At 74.6% G+C, this 20,891-nt stretch carries 20 protein-coding genes; 6 read left to right on the top strand and 14 right to left on the bottom strand.

Annotated elements, in window-relative coordinates; genetic code table 11:
- The first annotated feature begins 507 nt into the window (after window positions 1-507).
- Window positions 508-1,164: an SCO3374 family protein gene (locus AB0L29_RS15845; protein WP_365827367.1), complete on the top strand. Its 657-nt coding sequence runs from the start codon at window positions 508-510 to the stop codon at window positions 1,162-1,164.
- A 29-nt stretch (window positions 1,165-1,193) separates the two neighbouring features.
- On the opposite strand, the gene AB0L29_RS15840 is transcribed toward AB0L29_RS15845, so the two are convergent.
- From AB0L29_RS15840 to AB0L29_RS15795, 10 genes are all read right to left on the bottom strand, one after another.
- Window positions 1,194-1,529, bottom strand: coding sequence for an Lsr2 family protein (locus tag AB0L29_RS15840; protein ID WP_365827365.1), 336 nt, complete (start codon window positions 1,527-1,529; stop codon window positions 1,194-1,196).
- A 271-nt stretch (window positions 1,530-1,800) separates the two neighbouring features.
- Window positions 1,801-2,334, bottom strand: coding sequence for an amino-acid N-acetyltransferase (locus AB0L29_RS15835; RefSeq protein ID WP_365827363.1), 534 nt, complete (start codon window positions 2,332-2,334; stop codon window positions 1,801-1,803).
- Between the two features lie 9 nt (window positions 2,335-2,343).
- A complete protein-coding gene (locus AB0L29_RS15830) occupies window positions 2,344-2,817 on the bottom strand; it encodes a BlaI/MecI/CopY family transcriptional regulator (protein ID WP_365827361.1) in 474 nt (157 codons plus the stop codon).
- A gap of 165 nt (window positions 2,818-2,982) precedes the next feature.
- Complete coding sequence (locus AB0L29_RS15825; protein ID WP_365827359.1) at window positions 2,983-3,168, bottom strand: hypothetical protein; 186 nt, start codon at window positions 3,166-3,168, stop codon at window positions 2,983-2,985.
- A gap of 56 nt (window positions 3,169-3,224) precedes the next feature.
- Window positions 3,225-3,875 (bottom strand): hypothetical protein, encoded by a 651-nt coding sequence (locus AB0L29_RS15820; protein WP_365827393.1) that lies wholly within the window; start codon window positions 3,873-3,875, stop codon window positions 3,225-3,227.
- A 230-nt stretch (window positions 3,876-4,105) separates the two neighbouring features.
- On the bottom strand, window positions 4,106-4,903 hold the full coding sequence (locus AB0L29_RS15815) for a type III pantothenate kinase (protein ID WP_365827357.1): 798 nt from the start codon (window positions 4,901-4,903) through the stop codon (window positions 4,106-4,108).
- Between the two features lie 16 nt (window positions 4,904-4,919).
- Window positions 4,920-5,891 carry a carboxylating nicotinate-nucleotide diphosphorylase gene (gene nadC, locus AB0L29_RS15810; protein ID WP_365827355.1) on the bottom strand — a complete coding sequence of 324 codons (972 nt, stop codon included), beginning with the start codon at window positions 5,889-5,891 and terminating at the stop codon, window positions 4,920-4,922.
- 5 nt (window positions 5,892-5,896) lie between these two features.
- Window positions 5,897-7,651, bottom strand: a complete 1,755-nt coding sequence (locus AB0L29_RS15805) for an L-aspartate oxidase (RefSeq protein WP_365827353.1) — start codon at window positions 7,649-7,651, stop codon at window positions 5,897-5,899.
- Entirely contained in the window at window positions 7,648-8,658 is a 1,011-nt protein-coding gene (gene panC, locus AB0L29_RS15800; protein WP_365827351.1) for a pantoate--beta-alanine ligase, read from the bottom strand. The genes AB0L29_RS15805 and panC overlap by 4 nt, the downstream gene beginning before the upstream one ends.
- Window positions 8,655-9,587, bottom strand: coding sequence for a DUF2520 domain-containing protein (locus AB0L29_RS15795; protein ID WP_365827349.1), 933 nt, complete (start codon window positions 9,585-9,587; stop codon window positions 8,655-8,657). Before AB0L29_RS15795 ends, panC begins: the two co-directional genes overlap by 4 nt.
- Before the next feature lie 184 nt (window positions 9,588-9,771).
- Here AB0L29_RS15795 and AB0L29_RS15790 point away from each other — a divergent pair, with 184 nt between their 5' ends.
- Together AB0L29_RS15790 and AB0L29_RS15785 are read left to right on the top strand one after the other, a co-directional pair.
- Window positions 9,772-10,956, top strand: coding sequence for a beta-eliminating lyase-related protein (locus AB0L29_RS15790; protein ID WP_365827347.1), 1,185 nt, complete (start codon window positions 9,772-9,774; stop codon window positions 10,954-10,956).
- A gap of 254 nt (window positions 10,957-11,210) precedes the next feature.
- Window positions 11,211-12,317: a DUF5937 family protein gene (locus AB0L29_RS15785; RefSeq protein WP_365827345.1), complete on the top strand. Its 1,107-nt coding sequence runs from the start codon at window positions 11,211-11,213 to the stop codon at window positions 12,315-12,317.
- A gap of 71 nt (window positions 12,318-12,388) precedes the next feature.
- Here the strand turns inward: AB0L29_RS15785 and AB0L29_RS15780 are convergent, their stop codons facing one another.
- Both AB0L29_RS15780 and AB0L29_RS15775 read right to left on the bottom strand, forming a co-directional pair.
- Window positions 12,389-13,060 carry a response regulator transcription factor gene (locus tag AB0L29_RS15780; protein WP_365827343.1) on the bottom strand — a complete coding sequence of 224 codons (672 nt, stop codon included), beginning with the start codon at window positions 13,058-13,060 and terminating at the stop codon, window positions 12,389-12,391.
- Window positions 13,061-13,135: 75 nt separating this feature from the next.
- Window positions 13,136-14,338, bottom strand: a complete 1,203-nt coding sequence (locus AB0L29_RS15775) for a sensor histidine kinase (protein ID WP_365827341.1) — start codon at window positions 14,336-14,338, stop codon at window positions 13,136-13,138.
- A 127-nt stretch (window positions 14,339-14,465) separates the two neighbouring features.
- Between AB0L29_RS15775 and AB0L29_RS15770 the strand changes: the two genes are divergently transcribed.
- Window positions 14,466-15,479, top strand: a complete 1,014-nt coding sequence (locus tag AB0L29_RS15770) for an SAM-dependent methyltransferase (protein WP_365827391.1) — start codon at window positions 14,466-14,468, stop codon at window positions 15,477-15,479.
- 135 nt (window positions 15,480-15,614) lie between these two features.
- Here AB0L29_RS15770 and AB0L29_RS15765 read toward each other — a convergent pair whose 3' ends face one another.
- Entirely contained in the window at window positions 15,615-16,766 is a 1,152-nt protein-coding gene (locus AB0L29_RS15765) for an NADH-quinone oxidoreductase subunit D (RefSeq protein ID WP_365827340.1), read from the bottom strand.
- Between the two features lie 31 nt (window positions 16,767-16,797).
- Between AB0L29_RS15765 and AB0L29_RS15760 the strand changes: the two genes are divergently transcribed.
- A complete protein-coding gene (locus AB0L29_RS15760) occupies window positions 16,798-17,319 on the top strand; it encodes a PH domain-containing protein (protein ID WP_365827338.1) in 522 nt (173 codons plus the stop codon).
- Window positions 17,316-18,650, top strand: a complete 1,335-nt coding sequence (locus AB0L29_RS15755; protein WP_365827336.1) for a PH domain-containing protein — start codon at window positions 17,316-17,318, stop codon at window positions 18,648-18,650. The genes AB0L29_RS15760 and AB0L29_RS15755 overlap by 4 nt, the downstream gene beginning before the upstream one ends.
- A 164-nt stretch (window positions 18,651-18,814) precedes the next feature.
- Here AB0L29_RS15755 and AB0L29_RS15750 read toward each other — a convergent pair whose 3' ends face one another.
- Window positions 18,815-20,035: a hypothetical protein gene (locus AB0L29_RS15750; protein ID WP_365827334.1), complete on the bottom strand. Its 1,221-nt coding sequence runs from the start codon at window positions 20,033-20,035 to the stop codon at window positions 18,815-18,817.
- Window positions 20,036-20,891: the final 856 nt, after the last annotated feature.

Genomic DNA, 20,891 nt, shown 5'->3' with positions numbered 1-20,891 from the left:
TTGTGGTTGAGCATCCGGGCTTCTTCCTGAGCCAGGACGACAACCCGCCGCGCGCGGTCGGTGAACCTCTCGAACATCGTTAATCGCTCCTCAGAGCGGTCAGGCAGTGGGGGGAACTTCCCCTCCCTGTCCTTCCGCAGCTTAGTCCCGCGAGCGGGGACCGCTCATTCCAACTGCCGACACCGTCCTTGGCCTCCTGACCCCGAACGCCGACATCTGCTCCAACCCGATGGTGCGAGACGATGTTCCCGCAGGCCAGACAGATACCCCTCTCGTCAGTACGCCGATGGCGAACGTGAGACGGCCTGTCCTGCGTGTCGCCCCCTCCCACTAGGCATGTCTTACCCGTGGGCACGGACAGTCCATGCCGAGCACCCCCGTTCCCTCAGCTACGGGCGAACAACCTTGCGCCGCCGCGCACCCCCGCACGCCCCCTCTTCCGGCACTCTGCGCACCCGCGAGGGAGCTCAGCGTAACCCGAACGCCCTTCCGGCGGTTGCGCCTGGCATGGTTGGCGCCCTCCCCCCGGCGAACGCCGTCGGCGCCGTCCCGCTCCCCCGCCGGCCGCTCGACCCGGGCGGCCGGCCGGGCGACCGGGTCCGGCGGTGGTACGAGAACGAACTGGGCTGGCCCACGGTGCCCGGTCCGGCGCCCGGTGCCGCGGTGCGCCTGGTCGTGGGGGTGCGCTTCGACGTGCTGGAGGTCCCGGCCGAGGCGGGGTACGCGGCGCTCGGGCGCCTGGGTCCGGGCTCACCCGTGGCCGTGTGGGGCGACCGGATGCGGCTGCTGGTGGCCGCGGGGAGCGCGGAGGAGCTGCCCGGGCTGCTGGAGTGGCTGGAGTGGGGCGCGCTGGCGCTCGATCTCGTCGCGATCGGCGCGGGCGGTCTCATGGACGCGCCCCCACCCCCCGGACCCGGCCGGCCCGCGCTGCGGCCGCTTCCCCTGGACCGCCGCGGTGCGCCGGGGACCGCGCTGTGGCTGCGGCCCCCCGTGCCGGGGTGCGAGGCCGGGGCCTCGCTGCCGACGCTGTCGGCCGTGGGGGGCGGTGGGAGCGCCCCCGATCTCGTACGGCTGGTGGACACGGTGGCAGCGCAGTGTCACCGTGTCCGGCTGCGGCGCGCGTGCGCCCAGCCGCCGGCCTGTCGGCAGGCCTCGCGTGCGTAGCGCGTACGGAGGATCCGCCGGGCCGACGGTCAGCCGTTGGCCTTCTCGTAGGCCTCGCGGATGGACGCCGGAACACGGCCGCGGTCGTTGACCTCGTAGCCGTTCTCCTTCGCCCAGGCGCGGATGGCCGCGGTGTCCTGGCTGCCGCCGGAAGAGGCGCGCGTCTTTCCGCGCCCGCCCGAAGCGCGGCCCCCGGTACGACGACCGCCCTTCACGTAAGGCTCGAGAAGGCTGCGGAGCTTGTCCGCATTGGCGGTGGTGAGATCGATCTCGTACGTCTTGCCGTCCAACGCGAACGTGACGGTCTCGTCCGCCTCGCCGCCGTCGAGGTCGTCGACAAGAAGGACCTGAACCTTCTGTGCCACCGGATTTCCTTTCATCGATAACTTCAGGGCCGGAGTGTGCCGGCGTCCGCCGTATCGCCGTCCCCTGTTATATGCAGTACTGCAGTACCTCGGAAAGCAAACCGCTTTTGCCGGAAAAACACAAACCCCCGGCAGAGGCCGAGTGCCGCCCCCGGTTCGGAAACGTGCGCGTTTCGGACATAGGGCACCGGGCAAGGGGCCGGGCGCGGAATACGCCTTGCCGAACCCTTCTTGACGAAGCGTGACGGACGGCCTTGAGCGCGCCCGGCGATCACAGGTGCAGAAGCATCCGGCTGTTGCCCAAGGTGTTCGGTTTCACTCGTTCGAGACCGAGGAACTCCGCGACGCCCTCGTCATAGGAACGCAGCAGCTCCGCGTAGACGTCGGTGTCGACGGGCGTCTCGCCGATCTCGACGAAGCCGTGCTTGCCGAAGAACTCCACTTCGAAGGTCAGACAGAAAACGCGGCGAACCCCGAGCCAGCGGGCCGTGTGCAGCAACTTCTCCAGCAACTGGTGGCCGACGCCGGCGCCCTTGAGGCCGGGCTTCACGGCGAGCGTGCGGACTTCCGCGAGGTCTTCCCACATCACGTGCAGGGCGCCGCAGCCGACCACCTCGGCGTTGTCGTCACGTTCCGCGACCCAGAACTCCTGGATGTCCTCGTAAAGCGTCACCGTCGCTTTGTCGAGCAGGATGCCCTCGCGGACGTAGGCGTCGAGGAGGCGGCGCACGGCCGGGACATCGCCGGTGCGGGCCCGTCGGACGGTGATGGCTTTTGCGGTGGCTTCTGGGCTCTTCGCGGGCATGAACGGACGCTATCGCCCGGCGCCGCCCTGCGCGGAGCCGGGGTTCTCGTCCGCGGGGCGCGCGCGTTCCGCGCGTTCCGGGTGTTCGGCGGGCTCTCGCCGTTCGGCGGGTTCCGCGGTTTCCGGGCCCTGGACGATGCGTACGGCGTCGCTGAGCGCCTGTCGCTGTTCCTCGCTCATCATGCCGAAGAAGGCGACGAGAGCGGCGGCGGGGTTGTCGCTCTGCGACCAGGCGTCGTTCATCAGCGCGGCGGCGTAGGCGGCGCGCGTGGAGACCGCCTCATATCGATAGGCCCGGCCTTCCGCCTCGCGGCGCACCCAGCCCTTCTGATGGAGATTGTCCAAAACGGTCATCACCGTGGTGTACGCGATGGACCGTTCCTTCTGAAGATCTTCCAGGACTTCCCGAACGGTCACCGGGCGGTTCCACTTCCACACCCGCGTCATGACCGCGTCTTCGAGTTCTCCCAATGGGCGAGGCACTCTCAGAACAATAGTGGGAGATCCCGGCATTGGCGTGGCGAACCTGCACTTTCAGTGGCAAACGGCCACAAAAAGGGCGTACGACTCGGGAGCGCGGGGTGCGCGGGAGTCGTACGTCGGTGCCGGCGCCGCCGGGCGGGCCCGGGCGGGCCCGGGCAGGAGGGGTCAGGCGTCGGTCGCCGTCTTCGGGGAGGCCTGGCGGGCGCTTTCCGCGCGCGCGAGGGCGGCGTCGACGGCCGCGTCCTCCTTGGCCTTGTTGGCGCCGCCCTGGGTCTTCACGATCACCCGGATCACGGCGGCGAAGAAGACGGCCATGACGGCCGGGGGCAGGAGCGCGGAGACGTAGTCCATGGGTCCAGGGTAGCCAGGGGGCGGGGGCCGGGGGGTGGACGGGGGGGCGCGCCGGGTCAGCCCGCGGCGAGCCGGTGGGAGCGCGCGGGGGGCGGCGCCGGCTTGCGGCGGGGGAAGACCTCGCCCGGGGTGGGGATCGGGCGGGCGGGCCGCGGAGCGGCGGGGGCGGGCTTGGGGGCCGGTTTCTCCGCCGGCTTCTCCCGGTGGTCCAGGGCGGGGCCCGCCAACGGTGCGGCGGCGTCGGACAGGCCGCCGGGAAGGGCCAGGAGGCGGGTGCGGGAGGCGGGGACGGCCGGGAAGGGGGAGACGGCCGTACGCGTCCTCCGCGGCGCGCCGGCGGGGCGGGCGCGCACGTCCCGCTCGTCCTCGGTCAGGGCCCGGCAGCGGTCGAGGAGGGCGGCCGCGGCGGGGTTGCCGCGCAGGGCGCGCAGGGCGGCGAGGTCGTCGGGGCACGGGCGGTGGCCGGCGCCCAGCGCCTCCTCCAGCAGCGTGAGGTAGCCGGCGGCGGTGCCGGGGAGGGCGGCGCGGTACCGGCCGAGGTCGGCCACGAGGAAGGCACGCAGGCGGGCACCCTCGCGCATCGCCTCGTCGAGCGACTCGGCGAGGCGGAGGCAGTCCTGGACGTCGTCGGCCGAGGCGGTGGCGGGGTGGAGGGCGAGGGCGAGGGCACGGCGGAGCACACGCAGCTCCTCCGCGCCGAACGCCATGCCGCCGCGGGATCCGTAGGGCGTGGGCATGCGGCGACGATACGCGCTAATCAGACAAATTTGACCAAGGGAGCGGGTGTGGCGCGGCGGTGCCACCCGGGCGGGGGTGTGCCCGCGGCGGCCCGTGCGGTACCGGCCGGGGGGGTGCGCGCAGCGCCTGCGGGGCGGGGCCGCGCACCCCCGGCCGCGGCGCGCCCCGGCCCGCCGGTACCGCGCCGCGCGGACCGGCGTCAAAGGCGCGAGACGTTGCGCTCGTACACCAGGCGCAGGCCGATCAGGGTCAGCCACGGCTCGTGCTCGTCGATGACCGAGGACTCGCCCAGGACCATCGGCGCGAGCCCGCCCGTGGCGATCACCGTGACGTCGTCCGGGTCGTCGGCCAGTTCGCGGGCCATGCGGTTGACGACCCCGTCGACCTGGCCGGCGAAGCCGTAGACGATGCCGGCCTGCATCGCCTCGACCGTGTTCTTGCCGATCACGCTCCGGGGGCGGGCCACCTCGATCTTGCGGAGCTGGGCGCCCTTGACGCCGAGCGCCTCGACCGAGATCTCGATGCCGGGGGCGATGACCCCGCCCACGTACTCCCCGCGCGCGCTGACCGCGTCGAACGTCGTCGCCGTGCCGAAGTCGACGACGATGGCCGGGCCTCCGTAGAGGTCCACCGCCGCGACCGCGTTGATGATGCGGTCGGCGCCGACCTCCTTGGGGTTGTCGGTCAGGATCGGCACGCCCGTCTTGACGCCCGGCTCGACGAGGACCGCCGGGACGTCGCCGTAGTAGCGGCGGGTGACCTCGCGCAGTTCGTGCAGGACGGAGGGGACGGTCGCGCAGATGGCGATGCCGTCGATGCCGTCGCCCAGGTCGTCGCCGAGCAGGGGGTGCATGCCCATCAGGCCCTGGAGCAGGACCGCCAGCTCGTCGGCCGTGCGGCGCGCGTCCGTGGAGATGCGCCAGTGTTCGACGATGTCCTCGCCGTCGAAGAGGCCGAGGACGGTGTGCGTGTTGCCCACGTCGATCGTCAGCAGCATGGCCCGTACCGCCCCTCTACTCCGCCGGCCGCAGGTCCAGGCCGATGTCCAGGATCGGCGAGGAGTGGGTGAGGGCTCCGACCGCCAGGTAGTCGACGCCCGTGTCGGCGTACGCCCTGGCGTTGTCCAGGGTGAGGCGGCCCGAGGCCTCCAGCCTGGCGCGGCCGTCGACGAGCGCGACGGCCGCCTCGCACTCGCCGGGCGTGAAGTTGTCCAGCAGGATCAGGTCGGCGCCGGCGTCGAGGACCTCGCGCAGCTGGTGCAGGGTGTCGACCTCGACCTCGATGGGGACGTCGGGGAAGCGTTCGCGGACCGCCGCGAACGCCTGGGCGACGCCGCCCGCGGCGACGACGTGGTTGTCCTTGACCAGGGCCGCGTCCGAGAGGGACATGCGGTGGTTGACGCCGCCGCCGCAGCGGACCGCGTACTTCTCCAGCGCGCGCAGGCCGGGTGTGGTCTTGCGGGTGTCGCGGACCCTGGCCCGCGTGCCGTCCAGGGCGTCCGCCCAGGCGCGCGTGGCCGTCGCGATGCCCGACAGGCGGCACAGGATGTTCAGGGCGCTGCGTTCGGCGGTGAGCAGGTCGCGGGTGCGGGTGGTGACCGACAGGAGCTTCTGTCCCGCCTCGACACGGTCGCCGTCCTGCGCGTGGCGCTCGACCGTCAGCTCGTCCTCACAGACCACGGAGAGGACGGCTTCGGCGACCCTGAGGCCGGCCACCACGCCCGCCTCACGCGCCGTGAAGTCGGCGGTGGCGACGGCGTCCTCGGGGATGGTGGCGACCGTGGTGACGTCCACGCCGTGGGCCAGGTCCTCCTGGACGGCCAGGTGGGCGATGTCCTCGACCTCCACGGGGTCGAGCCCTGCGTCGGCCAGGAGCTGGGCGAGCGCGGGGTCCAGGCCGCACTCCAGGTAGGTCTCGTCGGCCCCGCAGGCGCAGTCGTCGCCGCAGCCTCCGGAGGAGGCGAGGGGGAGGTCGGGGGTGGTCACGTGGGTCACTGCTCCTGCTGTGGCGTGAGGGTTCCCGCCGCACGGGCGCGGTCGGGAGCCTGGGGGAGGGTCGGGGGGAAGTCTGCGGTGTCGGTGGTGCGCACGGCCAGTGTGCGGTCCGGATTCAGGCGGACGACGATGTGGCGGCGCCACGCCGTGTCGTCGCGTTCGGCGTGGTCCTCGCGCCAGTGGCAGCCGCGGGTCTCCTCGCGCAGCCGCGCGGCGGCGACCAGGACGCGGGCCACGCACAGGAGGTTGGTGGCCTCCCAGGTGCCGACGCCGGGCTCGGCCGTCTTGCCGTTCTCGGCGAGGGCGTCGCGGGCGTCGGAGTGCAGCCGCTCGAGCCGGTCGGCGGCCTCGGCCAGGGACGCGGCGGAACGCAGGACGCCGGCGCCCCGCGTCATGATCCGCTGGACGGTGAAGCGGGCCTCGGCGTCGAGGAGCGGGTGGGCGGGCCTCCCGGAGTACGGGACCGGCTGGGGCACGCGCGCGTGGAGGGCGTCCCGCGTCCTGGCCGCCGCGATGTCGGCGGCGATGCGCTCGGCGTAGACCAGGCCTTCGAGGAGGGAGTTGGACGCCAGGCGGTTGGCGCCGTGCACACCGGTGCAGGCGACCTCGCCGCACGCGTACAGACCGGGGACGGTCGTACGGCCGTGGGCGTCGGTGCGGACGCCGCCGGAGGCGTAGTGGGCGGCCGGGGCGACCGGGATGGGCTCGGTGACCGGGTCGATGCCGTGGGCGCGGCAGGCGGCCAGGATGGTGGGGAAGCGGTGCTCCCACATCTCGGCGCCGAAGTGCCGGGCGTCGAGGAACATGTGCTCGGCGTCCTGCTGCCGCATGCGGCGCATGATGCCCTTGGCGACGATGTCCCGGGGGGCGAGTTCGGCCAGCTCGTGCTGTCCCTGCATGAAGCGCACGCCGTCGGCGTCGACCAGGTGGGCGCCCTCGCCGCGGACCGCCTCGGAGACCAGGGGCTGCTGGCCCTCCGCGTCCGGGCCCAGGAACAGCACGGTGGGGTGGAACTGGACGAACTCCAGGTCGCTGACCTCGGCGCCGGCGCGCAGCGCCAGGGCCACGCCGTCGCCCGTGGACACGGCCGGGTTGGTGGTCGCGGAGTAGACCTGGCCCATGCCGCCGGTGGCGAGGACCACGGCGGGCGCGTGCACGGCGCCCACGCCGTCGTGCTGGCCCTCGCCCATGACGTGCAGGGTGACGCCCGCGGTGCGGCCGTCGGCGTCCGTGAGGAGGTCCAGGACGAGCGCGTTCTCGACGGTGCGCACCCCGCGCGCGCGTACCGCCTCGACCAGGGCGCGGGAGATCTCGGCGCCGGTGGCGTCGCCCCCGGCGTGCGCGATGCGGCGGCGGTGGTGGCCGCCCTCGCGGGTGAGCTCGATGCCGCCCGCGCCGTCGGTGTCGAACCGGGCACCGGTGGAGATCAGCCGCCGTACGGCGTCGGGGCCCTCGGTGACGAGGATGCGCACGGCCTCCTCGTCGCACAGGCCCGCGCCGGCGACGAGGGTGTCGTCGAGGTGCTGCTCGGGGGTGTCGCCCTCGCCGAGGGCCGCGGCGATGCCGCCCTGGGCCCAGCGGGTGGAGCCGTCGTCGAGGCGGGCCTTGGTGACGACGACGGTGCGCAGGCCGGCGGCCTCGCAGCGCAGGGCGGCGGTGAGGCCGGCGACGCCGGAGCCGACGACCACCACGTCCGCGGCGACGGACCACCCGGGCGCGGGCGCGTGCAGTCGTATGCCTGTGCTGGTCACGAGGCGGCTCCGAAGGTGAGGGGGATGTTGTCGATCAGCCGGGTCGTGCCGACCCGGGCGGCGACGGCGAGGACCGCCTCGCCGGTGAAGTCGTCCCCGATCTCGGTGAAGTCGGACGGGTCGACCAGGGCGAGGTAGTCCAGTTCCAGCGGCGGGTCGAGGCGGGCCGCCTCGTCGAGGACCGCGCGGGCGGCGGCGCGGACGGCCGCGGCGGCGCCCGGGGCGGCCGTGGCGACGGCGTGCGCGTCGGCCGCCGCGCGGGACTCCCCCAGGGCGCTGAGCGCCTCGGCGCGCGCGTGCGTGGCGGGCACCTCCCGGGCCCGCGCGCGCAGCGCCTCCTGCGCGGCGTGCCGGTCCCGGCCCGCGAACAGGGCCCGGGACAGGGCGAGGGCGGTGCGCCGCTCCCGGGGCGAGAGGTAGCGGTTGCGGCTGGACAGGGCCAGGCCGTCGTCCTCCCGGACGGTGGGCACGCCGACGATCTCGACGCCGAAGTTCACGTCCCGCGCCATGCGGCGGATCAGGGCGAGCTGCTGGGCGTCCTTCTGGCCGAAGAAGGCCACGTCGGGGCGGGTGAGGTGGAGCAGTTTGGCGACCACGGTGAGCATGCCGTCGAAGTGGCCGGGGCGCGAGGCGCCCTCCAGGCGCTCCCCCATGGCGCCCGCGCGGATGGTGATCTCGGGCCTGCCGCCCGGGTACATCTCCTCCACCGACGGGGCGAACACGATGTCGGCGCCCGCCCGCTCGGCGGTCCTCAGGTCGGCGTCCAGGGTGCGCGGGTAGCGGTCGAGGTCCTCGCCCGCGCCGAACTGGAGCGGGTTGACGAAGACGGTGACGGTCACGAAGCCGTCGCGGCCGACGTGCTCGCGGGCCGTCCTGATGAGGGTGGCGTGTCCCTCGTGCAGGGCGCCCATGGTCATCACGACGGCGGTGCGGCCCGGCACGGCGCGGCGGTCCAGGACCCGGCCCAGGTCGTCGACGGTCGGGACGAGTGCGAAGTCGCGGCTCATGGGGCTCCCCCGTTCTCGGGCGGCAGCGCTCCGTCGGCGAGCACGCCCAGCAGGTCTTCGGCGAGTTCCGGCTTCAGCAGCCCGTGGGCGAGCGCCCGGTCGGCGGTCGCGCGGGCCATCGCCAGGTAGCCCGCGACGGCCTGCGGGGCGTGCCGGCGCAGCTCGGCGACGTGCGCGGCGACCGTGCCCGCGTCCCCGCGCGCGACGGGGCCGGTGAGGGCCGCGTCGCCGGAGCGCAGGGCGTTGTCCAGGGCGGCGCCCAGCAGCGGGCCGAGCATCCGGTCGGGGGCCGCGACGCCGGCCGTGCGCAGCAGCTCCATGGCCTGGGCGACGAGGGTGACCAGGTGGTTGGCGCCGAGCGCGAGGGCCGCGTGGTACAGCGGGCGGTTTTCCTCGGCGATCCACTCGGGCTCGCCGCCCATCTCGATGACCAGGGCCTCGGCGGCCAGCCGCAGTTCCTCGGGCGCGGTGACGCCGAAGGAGCACCCCGCCAGCCGCTGCACGTCGACGGGGGTGCCGGTGAAGGTCATCGCGGGGTGCAGGGCCAGCGGCAGCGCGCCGGCGCGCAGGGCGGGGTCCAGCACCTTCGCGCCGTACCGGCCGGAGGTGTGCACGAGCAGCTGGCCCGGCCGCACCGCCCCGGTCTCGGCGAGACCGGAGACCAGCCCGGGCAGGGCGTCGTCCGGGACGGTCAGCAGGACCAGCTCGGCGCGCTGCAGCACCTCGGCGGGCGGGACCAGCGGCACCTCGGGGAGCAGGCGCGCGGCGCGCCGCCGGGAGGCGTCGGAGACCCCGGAGACGGCCACCGGGCGGTGCCCGGCGAGCTGGAGGGACGCGGCCAGCGCGGGTCCCACGCGACCGGCGCCGACGACGCCGACGGTGAGCCGCGCGGGACGGTCCCTGGGGTCTGGCTGTTGGCTTGTACTCACGCGACGGCGGCCTTCCGTTCCAGTCCGCTCCGGGTACCGGACGATTTCTCGTCATGTTAACGCGATCGGTTCGGGGGCCGTCCGGCCGTCCACGGGCCGCGGGCGCCGGCGGAAGGTCCCCTCCCGGAAGCCCGCACGGACATACGGGTGTCCGCGCGGATCCGCCCGGGGGATGATCCCGGTCATGGGTGACACGGCGGAGCGGGACGGTCGGCGGGCGGAGCGGGTGTCCGGTGAGGAGCGGCGCGCACGGCGCCTCGCCGCCTGCCGGGGCGCGCGGCGCGTTCTGGCGCGCCCCGGTTTCCTGGGGACGCTGCGGGAGCGCCTGGCGCTGCTGGACGCGGCGGGCGACGTCCACGACCTGGACGAGCGGTCGGACCTGTACGGCGACGGCGTCGTCGAGGCGCTCCAGGACAAGGTCGCCGGGCTGCTCGGCACCGAGGCCGCCGCGTTCTTCCCGACGGGCACGATGGCCCAGCAGGTGGCCCTGCGCTGCTGGGCGGGCCGCACCGGGCAGCCGGCCGTCGCCCTGCACGCGCTCAGCCATCCCGAGGTGCACGAGCGGAACGCGTTCAGCCAGGTCAGCGGTCTGCGGCCGGTGCGGGTGACGAGCGAGCCGCGGTTGCCGACCGCCGCCGAGATACGCGGCTTCGAGGAGCCTTTCGGGGCGCTGATGCTGGAGCTTCCCCTCAGGGACGCCGGTTTCGTGCTGCCGTCCTGGGAGGAGCTCACCGAGGTGGTGGAGGCCGCGCGCGAGCGCGACGCGGTGGTGCACTTCGACGGGGCCCGCCTGTGGGAGACCACCGTGCACTTCGGCCGGTCCCTGGCGGAGATCGCGGGGCTGGCGGACAGCGTGTACGTGTCGTTCTACAAGTCCCTCGACGGGTTCGGCGGCGCGGCCCTGGCGGGCCCGAGGACGCTGGTGGAGGAGGCGGAGGCCTGGCGGCACCGGTACGGCGGCACGGTCTACCAGCAGTTCCCGGCCGCCCTGGCGGCGCTGGTGGGCCTGGAGCGGGAACTGCCCCAGCTGCCCGCGTACGTGCGGCACGCGCGCGTGGTGGCCGCCGCGCTGCGCGAGGGCTTCGCGGCGGCCGGGGTGCCGTGGGCGCGCGTCCACCCCGAGGTGCCGCACACCCACGACTTCCAGGTCTGGCTGCCGTACGACGCCGACGTCCTCGCCGAGGCGGCGGTCCGGGCGGCCGAGGAGACGGGCACCGTCCTGTTCGGCCAGGCCTGGGAACGGAGGGGCCCGGGTCTGGCCTGCACGGAGGTCTACGTGCGGGCCGCGGGCCTTCAGTGGACGGCCCGGGACGTGACGGCGGCGGTCGCGGACTTCGTCTCCCGGCTGCCCGGGCCGGCCGGCGGGTAGGGCGCGGCCGCCGGCCCGGGCCTGCCGCACCCGCCCGCGGGCGGCCCCCGCGCCGCCCGCCGGTCGTGGGCTCCGGGGCGGGCCGCCTCCTCGGCACGTGCGGGTGTGCGGGCGTGCGGGCGTGCGGGACGGGGAGGGCTCCGCGGCCGCACCGGTGGGCCCGGACCGCGCCGGCCCGGCGGCGAGGCCCCCCCGATTGACGACGGCCGTCAAACGGGGACCGCGTTGTCGGTGGCCGGGTGCAGCATGAGGGCATGAGCGTGCGCATCGACATCGCGGGGCTGCGGCCGGAGGGCGTCACCGTCGCGCTCTCCCCGCTGGCCGAGCTCGGCATGGCGCTGCACGCGCTGTCCGAACCGGGACACCACCCGGGCCTGCAGGGCTGGGTGACGAGCGTGACGGCCCGGCTCGACCCGCACCTGGCCGACCGGATGTGCGAGGCGGACTTCCTGTGGCGCACGACGTTCTCGGACCTGTTCCTGCCGTGCGCCGGCATCCCGGGCGGCCGCGCGCTGCCGGGCGCCGCGCTCGCCGAGGAGCTGGACCTCCTCGACAAGCTGACGGACGAGCAGTTCGTGGACGCCGCCCTGGAGTTCACCTGCGCCCTGCCCTACAGCTCCGGCGGCCCCACGGCGCTCGCCGACGCCGGGGCGCGCCGGCGCGCCCTGGAGCTGGCCGCCGCGCGCGGACCGCGGCAACTCCGCTTCACCGAACGGCTGCTGGCCGACCCGCCCCGGATCCGGGCCTGGCTGCGGCAGTTCCTCCAGGACTGCGAGGAGGCGTTCTTCGCCGAGGTGTGGTCCCGGCTGAGCCACCAGCTCGCGGCGGACGCCCGCCACAAGACGGACCTGCTGCGCCACAAGGGCCTGGCCGGGGCGCTGGCCGCGGTGTCCCCGGCGGTGACGCTCGACGAGGCCGCTGGCCGCATCACGGTCGACAAGCTGGGCGAGGGGCACACGGCCACCCGGGACGGCGGCCTGCTGCTCGTACCCACGATCCTGGGCTGGCCGCACCTGATGGTCCTGCACCGGTACCGCTGGCAGCCGGTGCTGCACTACCCGGTCGGCTCCTCCGAGCTCGGCGCGCCGCCCACGGTCGAGCAGCTGGCCCTCCGGATGACCGCGCTGTCCCACCCCGTCCGCATGCGCCTGTGCCGCCACCTGGCCCGCAGCTCCTGCACCACCAGCGAGCTGGCGCAGGTCCACGGCATGACGGCGCCGGAGATATCGCGGCACCTGGGCGTGCTGAAGAAGGCGGGGCTGATCACCACGCGCCGCCGCGGGCGGTACGTCCTGCACCAGCTGGACGTGACGGTGGTGGCCCGGCTCGGGAGCGACTTCCTGGAGGGCATCCTGCGCTGACGCGGAGACCGCCCGCCGCCCGCCCGGCGCCGCCAGCCACCCGCCCGGCGCCGCTCGGCCCCGGGCGCGGGTCAGCCGTGTCCGCCGGCCCGGACGAGTCCCGTCTCGTACGCCAGGACCACCACCTGCACCCGGTCCCTGAGCCCCAGCTTGGTCAGGATGCGCCCGACGTGCGTCTTCACGGTCGCCTCGGACAGCACGAGCCGGGCCGCGATCTCGCCGTTGGACAGGCCCTGCGCGACCAGCACCATGACCTCCCGCTCGCGGTCGGTCAGCCGCCCCAGCTCCTTGTGCTGGGGCTGCCTGCCGGTGCTCGGCAGCATCGGCGCGAAACGGTCCAGGAGCCGGCGGGTCGTGGACGGCGCGACCACCGCGTCGCCGCTGTGCACGGCGCGGATCGCGGCGAGGAGTTCGCCCGGCGGCACGTCCTTGAGCATGAAGCCGGAGGCGCCCGCCTTCAGCGCCGAGAAGGCGTACTCGTCGAGGTCGAAGGTGGTCAGGATGAGCACCTTCGGCGCGTCGGGGTCCGCGCAGATCCGGCGGGTCGCCTCCACCCCGTCCAGCTTCGGCATGCGCACGTCCATCAGCACGACGTCGACGACGGCCGAGCGCAGCGCGTCGAGGGCCTCGACGCCGTTGCCCGCCTCCGCGACGACCTCCATGTCCGGCTGGGCGGCGAGCACCATCCGGAACCCGGTGCGCAGCAGCACCTGGTCGTCGACGAGCATCACGCGGATCGTCATCGGGTCCTCTTCCGTTGTCCGCCGCGGGGGACGGCAGGGGTTGTTACAGGTGTCAGCGAAGGGCGTGCGGCGGCGTCAGTGCGCGGGTTTGAGCGGGAGCAGCGCGCTGATGCGGAATCCTCCGCCCGGGCGCGGGCCCGCGTCGAGGGTGCCGCCGACCATGCCGACCCGCTCGCGCATGCCGATCAGGCCGTGGCCCCGGCCGTCGAAGCCGCCCTCCTCGTACAGCTCGTGCGGGGCGCCCTTGCCGTCGTCCTCGACGAGCAGGCCGAGCCCGTCGTCGAAGTACACCAGCCGCACGCTCGCGCCGGCGTTGGGTCCGCCGTGCTTGCGGGTGTTGGTGAGCGCCTCCTGCACGATGCGGTACGCGGTGAGCTCGACGCCGCTGGGCAGCGGGCGCGGGGTGCCCTCGACCTTGAAGTCGACGGGCAGCCCCGAGGTGCGGCACTGCTCGACCAGCTCCTCGATCTGCTGGACGTCGGGCTGCGGGACGTACTCGCCGGCCTCCTGGTGCTCGCCGGTGCGCAGCACGCCCAGCAGGCGGCGCATCTCGGCGAGGGCCTGGCGGCCGGTGGAGGAGATGGTCTCCAGGGCCTTCTTGGCCTGGTCGGGCGCGGCGTCCAGGACGTAGGCGGCGCCGTCGGCCTGCACCACCATCACCGAGACGTTGTGGGCGACGACGTCGTGCAGCTCGCGCGCGATCCGGGCGCGCTCGGCGGCGACGGCGACCTTGGCCTGCGCCTCGCGCTCCTTCTCCAGCCGGGCGGCGCGCTCCTCCAGCTGCGCGAAGTAGGCGCGGCGGGTGCGGATCGAGTCGCCGAGCACCCAGGCCAGGGCGAAGGGCACGGTCTGGAAGACCGTGATGGCGATGTTGCCGGCGACGCCCGTGTGCTCGTTGGGCCAGCGCAGCTGCGCGAGGGGGGCCGCGCACAGGCCGGCGGCCAGCCCGAAGCGGGAGGCCCAGCGGGCGCCGTTCGCGGCGACCGTGTAGACGATCACCAGCAGGGCGAAGTCGGCGGGCAGCGTCTCGACGTCCGCGAGGAGCTGCGCGGCCCCGAGCCCGGCCCCCAGGAGCAGCATCCTCTCGGGCGCACGGCGGCGCAGCGCCACCACCAGGGACAGCAGCAGCATGATCGGGACCGAGACGAACGGCAGCTCGGTCCCCTCGGCCTCCTCCCGGACCGCTCCGCCCAGCATCGAAACCCCGAACAGGACCACGGCCCAGAAGCCGTCGACCCACATCGGGTGCCTGCGGAGGAAGTCATAGAGGCGTTGCACGTAACCCAGCGTAGGGAAGCGAGATGCGTGCAGGGGTCAACCGGAGGACCGATCCGCACCGGGCGCGCGTACTCCCCAAGGTGGAGTCCCGGTCGTGGTGTGCGCGTAGCCTGGCCCGGTGACAGCGGTGGCAGCGGGGACGACGGGCGAGTGGCGCGGGTGGCGCGCGGCGGCACGGCGGGCCCTGTACGGGCCGGACGGCTTCTACCGCAGGCCGGAGGGGCCGGCCGGGCACTTCCGTACGTCCGTGCACGCCTCGCCGCTGTTCGCCGCGGCGGTGGCGCGGCTGCTGTGCCGGGTCGACGAGGCGCTGGGCCGGCCGGCGGCGCTGGACTTCGTCGACATGGCGGCCGGGCGCGGCGAGCTGGTCACCGGCGTGCTGGCCGCGCTGCCCGCCGAGGTGGCCGCCCGCACGCGCGCGTGCGCCGTGGAGATCGCCGGCCGTCCCGACGGCCTCGACCACCGGATCGGATGGCGGACGGAGCCCCCGGAGGGCGTCACCGGACTGCTGTTCGCCAACGAGTGGCTGGACAACGTCCCCGTGGAGGTCGCCGAGGTGGACTCCGCAGGCGTGCCGCGGCGGGTGCTCGTCCGGGACGACGGGACCGAGCGGCTCGGGGAGCCGGTCGCCGGGGCCGAGGCGCGGTGGCTGGCGCGGTGGTGGCCGCTGCCGGCCGAGGAGGGCTACCGGGCGGAGATCGGACTGCCCAGGGACCGGGCCTGGGCGGCCGCCGTCGCCCGCGTCGGGCGGGGGCTCGCCGTCGCCGTGGACTACGGTCACACGGCGGACGCGCGCCCGCCGTTCGGGACGCTCACCGGGTTCCGGGAGGGGCGCGAGACGGCGCCCGTGCCGGACGGCTCGTGCGACATCACGGCGCACGTGGCGCTGGACGCCTGCCTGCTTCCCGGCGGACGCGTCGTCAGGCAGCGCGACGCCCTGCGCGCCCTGGGGGTCACCGGCGCACGCCCCCCGCTGGCGCTCGCGTCCACGGACCCCGCCGCCTATGTGCGCGCCCTCGCGGGCGCCGGTGAGGCCGCCGAGCTCACCGCGCCGGGCGGGCTGGGCGACTTCGGCTGGCTGCTCCAGCCGGTGGGCGTCCCGGACCCGATGCCGCCCGCGGAGGACCCGGGACACCCGTAGGGGTCTGCGGGAGGCCCCCGCCAGCGCGGGGCCCCGCCCGCTCGCCTCCCGCTCGCCGGTGCCGCCCCCGGCCCCTCGCCGGTGTCGCCGGCTGCTTGCCGGACTGCCTGCCGGGTTGTCGGACCGCTTGCCGGACTACTTGTCGATGTCCCCGACCACGAAGAACATCGACCCTAGGATCGCCACCATGTCCGCCACCAGCGTCCCCGGCAGCAGCTCCGTCAGCGCCTGGATGTTGTTGTACGAGGCCGAGCGCAGCTTCAGCCGGTACGGCGTCTTCTCACCCTTGCTGACCAGGTAGTAGCCGTTGATCCCGAGCGGGTTCTCGGTCCACGCGTACGTGTGGCCCTCGGGGGCCTTGAGGACCTTGGGGAGCCGCTGGTTGATCGGGCCGGGCGCGAGCTCGGCGAGCCGGTCGAGGCAGGCGTCGGCCAGCTCCAGCGCGTTGTGGGTCTGCGCGAGCAGGCACTCGAAGCGGGCCAGGCAGTCGCCCTCCTCGCGGGTCACCACCCGCAGGACGTCCTGCAGCTCGCCGTAGGCCAGGTACGGCTCGTCGCGGCGCAGGTCGAGGTCGACGCCCGAGGCGCGCGCGATGGGGCCGCTCACGCCGTAGGCGTGCACCGTCTCGGGCGCCAGGACGCCCACGCCCCGGGTGCGCCCCCGGAAGATCTCGTTGCCGAGCACCAGGTCGTCGAAGACGTCCATGCGCGAGCGCACGGCGGCGACGGCGGCGCGGGCGCGTGCGGTCCAGCCGGCCGGCAGGTCCTCCTTGAGGCCGCCGACCCGGTTGAACATGTAGTGCATGCGCCCGCCGGAGACCTCCTCCATGACGTTCTGCAGCGTCTCGCGCTCCCGGAACGCGTAGAACACCGGGGTGATGCCGCCGAGCTCCAGCGGATAGGAGCCGAGGAACATCAGGTGGTTGAGCACCCGGTTCAGCTCCGCGAGGAGCGTGCGCGTCCACACCGCCCGCTCGGGGACCTCCATGCCGAGCATCCGCTCCACGGCCAGGACCACGCCCAGCTCGTTGGAGAACGCCGAGAGCCAGTCGTGGCGGTTGGCGAGCACGATGATCTGGCGGTAGTCGCGGGCCTCGAAGAGCTTCTCCGCACCGCGGTGCATGTAGCCGATCACCGGCTCCGCGCGGGTGATGCGTTCGCCGTCCAGCACGAGCTTCAGGCGCAGCACGCCGTGCGTGGACGGGTGCTGCGGTCCGATGTTGAGCACCATGTCGGTGCTCTCCGCGGCGCCGCCGATACCGACCATGGTCTCCGTCGTAGGAGTCATGGACACAGTCTCTCCTACGTACGCTGGCCTCATGGAGACGGGGAGCCCGGACGGCACGGGGACGGCGGGGGCGGCGCAGGCGACGGGGGACGGACCGGTGTGGACCGGGCTGCCGCCGGGGCTGCTGAGGATGCGACGGCTGTTGCTGGTGGTGTGGCTGGGCTTGCTGACGCTGGCCACGGCCCTGCTGCCCGGCCTGCTCGCCGGGCCCGCGTGGGCCGCCTTCGCGCTGCTGCCGCTGGCCCTGCTGGTGTGGGGCTGGACGATGCTGGAGCGCAACTGGCGTTCCTGGCGCTACGCCGAGCGCGCCGACGACCTGCTGATCAGCCGGGGTGTGCTGTGGCGCGAGGAGACCGTCGTGCCGTACGGCCGCATGCAGCTGGTCGAGGTGACCTCCGGTCCCGTCGAACGGTACTTCGGGCTGGCCAGCGTGCAGCTGCACACGGCCGCCGCCGCGACCGACGCGACCATCCCCGGGCTCGATCCGGCCGAGGCGGAACGGCTGCGCGACCGGCTCACCGAGCTGGGCGAGGCACGATCGGCGGGGCTGTGACGACGCCGGGCGCCGCCGGCGGCGTACCCGGTGGGCGGCCCGTCGCCGAGCGGCGGCTGCACCCCGTCACGCCGCTCAGGCGGGCGTGGGCGCCGGTCGCCGTGCTCGTCGGGTGGGCGGTGCACGACCCGGACGGGACGCAGCGGCAGCTGGCCCGGCTGACGACCGGCACGCTGCTGATCGCGCTGGCCGTGCTCCTCCCGGCCGCCGCGGCCTACGGGTTCTTCTCCTGGTGGTTCACGCACTTCGCGGTCACCGACACCGAACTGCGCATCAGGACCGGCCTGGTCTTCCGGCGCACCGCGCACATCCGGCTGGAGCGGATCCAGGCCATCGACGTCACCCAGCCGCTGCTCGCCCGGGTCGCGGGCGTCGCCAAGCTGAAACTCGACGTCATAGGGACCGACAAGAAGGACGAACTGGCCTTCCTGGGCGCGGACGAGGCGCGGGCGCTGCGCGCCGAGCTGCTCGCGCGGGCGGCCGGGTTCGCGCCCGAGACGGCGCACGAGGTCGGCGAGGCGCCGTCGACGCGGCTGCTGCGGGTCCCGCCGGGCGTCCTCGCCGTGTCCCTGGTGCTGACCGGCGCGACCTGGGGGACGCTGGTGGCCGCGCTCGTCGTGCCGTCGGTGCTGTGGCTGGCCACCGGGAGCGTCTGGACGGTCCTCGCGACCGCCCTGCCGCTGCTGGGCGCGGCGGGCGCGAGCAGCGTGGGGCGGTTCGTCGGCGAGTACGACTGGACGGTGGCCGAGTCGCCGGACGGGCTGCGCATCGACCACGGGCTGCTGGACCGGGCGCACGAGACGGTGCCGCCGGGCCGGGTGCAGACCGTGCGGATCGTGGAGCCCCTGCTGTGGCGGCGGCGCGACTGGGTGCGCGTCGAACTGGACGTGGCGGGCTCGTCCAACTCCGTGCTGGTGCCGGTCGCCCCGCGCGAGGTCGCCCGGTCCGTCGTCGCGCGCGTGCTGCCCGGGGTGACCGTGCCGCCGCGCACGGCCCTGGCGCCGTCACCGCGCAGGGCCCGGTGGTGCGTACCGGTGTGGTGGCGCGGGTACGGACTCGCCGTCACCGACGCGGTGTTCGCGGCGCGGACCGGGCTGCTGCGGCGGAGCCTGGCGCTGGTGCCGCACGCCAAGGTGCAGAGCGTACGGCTGACGCAGGGGCCGTGGAAGCGGGCGCGCGGTGTCGCCGACGTGCACGTGGACACGGGCGCGAACCGGACGGTGACGGCGCGGCTGCGGGACGCGGCCGAGGCCGCCGAGTTGCTGCGGGCGCAGGCGGAACGCTCGCGGACGGGGCGCAGGGACGCCCGGCCGGACCGGTGGATGGCCTGAGGCCGGCACCCGAAGGGTGCGGCGGACGGCGGACGGCGGACGGCGGACGGCGGACGGCGGACGGCGTGGGAAACGACTCCGCCCGCGGCTTCGCGCACGAGCCGCGGGCAGGGAGCAGGGGGGTAGGGGTCAGGTCAAGGGCAGGGGGAGCCGGTCGCCGGCGGTCAGGAGGCGGCGCTCCGCAGCCCCTGCAGGTCGATCCGCTCCGTCTCGTCGTGGGCCGTCAGGTCGATGACCTGGCCGACGCCCCGGGACTCCTCGTCCGCCGGCTTGAACCCGGCCTCGGTCTCGGCCTTGTGGAGGGCGAGGGCCTCCTGCCCGACGACGTCGGCGAGGTCCTCGTTCTGGACGGCCTCCAGGGCGGTCCGCGAGGTGCCCTTCTTGGTGCCGAAGAAGTCGAAGCCGCCCTCGGTCACCGGGCGCCGCGCGGGCGCCGCCGGCGGTACGACGGCCACCGCGGTCGGCACGGTGAAGTGCCCGGACGGCTGCTGCCCGGGCTGCGCGGCCCGGCCCGGCGTGTCCGTCGCCGGGGCGGCGGCGGTCGTGTGCTCGGGCTCGTCGACCGCCTCGGGCCGCCCCTGCGCCTCGTCCTCCCGCGCGCCTTCGGCCTCGGTCTCCTTCGGCGTTCCCTCGCCCTTCGGGGGCTCGTCGCCCTTCGGAGGTTCGTCGCCCTTCGGGGGCTCGTCGTCACCACCGCCGAGCCGTGCCAGTGCCGCCCCGGCCCGCAGGAACAGCCGGGAACCCTCCGGCGAGAACGCCCCCGGCGCCTTCGGCCGCTGCTCGGCGGCCTCGGCCGCGGCCTCCTCGCCGGCCCCGGCCTCCGCCGCGGTCCCGTCGGCAGCGACCGCCCCCTGCACGCCCGTCGCGCCCGGGGAACCGGGGGACTCCGAAGCGCCCGAGGGACCCGCCGTCAGCGCGCGCGCCGGAACCGTCGCCTCTATCTCCAGTACGCGGCGCTCCTCCAGCACGCTCGCCCGCTCGGTCTCCGCCGTGGCGTACCGCCGCAGCAGGGCGGCGTGCTCGTTGCGCAGCCCGGACAGCTCGGCGCGCTTGGCGCGCAGCCGCTGCTCCAGCTTCATGCGCAGCTCGCGCGACTCCTCCAGGTCGGCCTCGAGTTCGGCGACCCGTTCCTCGAAACGCCACTCGTCGCCGGCACGCGCGCGCGTGAGGTCGGCGACGCGCTTGCCCGCCTGGATGTCCCAGCGGCGCATGACGGCCGCGCCGACGAGCGTCGTGGCCGCACCGGCCGCGGCCAGCGTGCGCAACACCCCTGGTTCCGTGAACACCCAGGGCCCCAGGGCGCAGACGAGGGAGACGCCTGCGATCGCCGACGGGGGCAGCAGCCTGTGCAGGGGCGGTGAATGGCGGTGACGTCCACGTGGCATGGCCAGAAACTTACCGCGCGTAGGCGAATCATGGTGCCCCGCCCCGTAAAAACAAAGCCATGCCGATGGATTGGAAGGGTTCGCGGAGCATGAGGAACTCATGCCGTCGTCAACAACCCTGTGAACAACAGGATGAACGACCACGTGAATGGATCCGCACGGAAGGGCGTCGGAGCGGACGGGAGCGGCGTGGAGCGCCCTGGAACGGCCCGGAGCGGCCCGGAAGGAACCGGAACCGACGGGAGCGGACGGGAACACCGAATTCCACAAGATCATTTTCACTGGCCGCTCGCCGATCCACCGCAACGTCCCCGGAATCCCGCGCCGTCAGGTGCCGAAGTCGCACTCGCCGCTTTCCAGGATGATCGACGGGATTCGCGTGAACCCGCTGAACTCCCCCGCCCGATTGGACTTCAGCGCGCCCCTGTGACCGGACTCGCCCGCCTGGCCGCCGGCCCCTCTCCCGCCCAGGGCTCCCCCCACCCTGTGAAGCGGCTTCGGCAAGGGAAGTGAACCCCCCTCCCCCAAGACACCGTCCCAGAGGGCGCGATGTCGCCGGATGCCCGACCGGCACCGGCTCCAAGGCCGTTCGCAGAACCACGGGATGCGATGCCCGTCAGGACGGATGACGAGAGGTCGAGTGGGGCCCCGAGCCGCGCTTCGTCGTCCACCGCGCCTCCGCCGTCCTGCCGCGCACCGGCTTCGCCGCCCTGTGGCCGAAAGGTTTCGTCAATCTGACCCTGCCGCTGCCGCGCCTCCTGCGCCGCCGGCCCCCGGCCGCACGCCGCCCGTGCGTCCACCGGAGGGCGCAGCGCCCCCCGGCACAACCGGACACACCACCGGCACGGCCGGGCAC

Origin of the sequence: Streptomyces sp. NPDC052701 (assembly GCF_040678355.1) — a bacterium.
Classification (GTDB): Bacteria; Actinomycetota; Actinomycetes; order Streptomycetales; family Streptomycetaceae; genus Streptomyces.
Note: the sequence above shows the minus strand (reverse complement) of the source record. Positions and strands in the feature narration are given on the sequence as shown.